We start from the raw sequence: 1,819 nt of genomic DNA on the forward strand, positions 1-1,819 counted from the left end.
ACACGCTCGATCCCCAGGTCCTGAGTTGATTGGTGATACCGCCGACCACCGTTTGCATCTTCGTGCTGACGAACTGGCCGATGCTGTTGAGCAGCCCCTCGCTGCCGGTCAAGCCACCCATCCCCGTGGAACCGGCCGATTCGCCCATGCTCATGAACATGCGCGCCGGGTAGCTGCCCATCATGATCGCGTAGTACCCGGCTTCGAGCGGGTAGATCGAGGACTGGGTCAGGCCGGCGCCGCTCGTCAGCGAACTCAGGCCGGTGGCGTTCAGCAGCGCGGCCACCGGGGCCGACGTGGTCAGCGAGCCCATCGCCGCCTGCACCTCGGCACCGAGCGTGGTCAGCGCCGCCAGCACACCGGCCCCGGAACTGGTCAGCAGCGGCGCGAACCCGGCGGCCGGGTTCGTCATCACCGGCGGCACGCTGAACCCAGGCATCTTCAGCGCACTGGCCGCCGAGGCGAGGTAGCCGTTCATCGCGGCCACGTCCTGGGCCCACATCTCCAGATAGTCGCCCTCGGTCGCCGCGATCGCCGGAGTGTTCTGGCCGAAGATGTTGGTCGCGATCAACGCCGCGAGCACCGCCCGGTTGGTCGCGATCACCGGCGGGGGCACCGTCACGGCGAACGCCGTCTCGTAGGCGGCCACCGCCGCGCTGGCCTGCGCGCTGGCCTCCGCCGCCGCCGCCGCCGTGGCGCCCATCCACGACACGTAGGGCGCGGCCGCGGCCGTCATCGCCATCGCCGACGGGCCCGTCCATCCGCTGGTGAGGGTCACGATCACCGACTGATAGGAACCCGCGGTCGCATACAAGTCACCGGCCAGCGACTCCCAGGACGACGCCGCGGCCACCAGCGGACCCGAGCCCGGACCGGTGTACATCATCCCGGAGATGACTTCGGGGGGAAGGAACGAGAAGAACACGGTGGCAGCCTGTCCCTAGCCGGCCGCTGCCACGTTCGCCGCCTCGGTCACCGTATAGGACGTGCCGCCGGTGGACAGGGCGCTCACGAAAGCTTCATGAATCTGGTTGGCCATCAACGCAATGGTCTGGTAGGCCAACCCGTGCGCGGCGAAGTGGGTGGCCAACAGCGCCGACACCTGGTCTGCCGCCGGAGGCAGGACGCCGGTGGTCGGCCCCTCCACCGCTGCATTGTTGGACGCCATCGAGGATCCGATGGTCGACAAGCTTCCCGCCGCGGCGGTCAGCATTTCCGGTCGTGCCGTTACGAAGGACACGCCCCACCTCCTTCAACACATCGGCCGGCTGACCCGGCAACTGCGAATAAAGTTTTCACGTGGTCACGACGATAAGGGCGGGCGCCTGCCGGATCCAGCCCCATCGGCGCCTTGTCCAGAGGATCCCTCCATCGTAGCCCTGCGACTGCTCTGGTGAGCCGATTTTCAGCAGTCTGGTCACACGATCACCAGGGGCACCAGGACAGTTCCTGCCGGACCGCACCGCGGCGGCGGATTCGGCTGCGCCGCAACGGGATCGGACGCCAAGCGGGAGGTATTGCCGTGGCCGATGCCACGGCAATACCTCCCGCGAGGGCCGAACTCAGAACAGCGAGAGCAGATCCAGCGCCAAGGTGCTCAGGTTGGGCGCCAGGTCGCCGGCCAGCACCGAGCCGATGTCGGTGATCGCGGCTGGGTCGAACGACGTCGACAGCGCCCCCGGGTCGAACGACAGCGACAGCGCGGACGGGTCGAACGCGGCGGCGGGGTCGAACGCGGCGGGAGTCACACCGAAGTAGGACTCCAGCCCGCCGAACAACAGGTTGCCCAGCTGGTCGAGGACCCCGCCCCAGGTGGCCG

The 1,819-nt window shown here is 68.5% G+C and carries 3 protein-coding genes; all 3 read right to left on the minus strand.

The window, feature by feature from the left end; all coding sequences use genetic code 11:
- Positions 1–925 (minus strand): PPE family protein (locus tag AC2VOK_RS06895; RefSeq protein WP_428899797.1); only part of this gene is annotated, 925 nt, incomplete at its 3' end.
- Between the two features lie 15 nt (positions 926–940).
- Positions 941–1,240: a PE family protein gene (locus AC2VOK_RS06900; RefSeq protein WP_421530273.1), complete on the minus strand. Its 300-nt coding sequence runs from the start codon at positions 1,238–1,240 to the stop codon at positions 941–943.
- Positions 1,241–1,562: 322 nt separating this feature from the next.
- Positions 1,563–1,819: hypothetical protein (locus tag AC2VOK_RS06905; protein WP_428899798.1), on the minus strand; the 257-nt coding region annotated here is incomplete at its 5' end.

This window comes from Mycobacterium sp. TH-M116, from assembly GCF_057473685.1.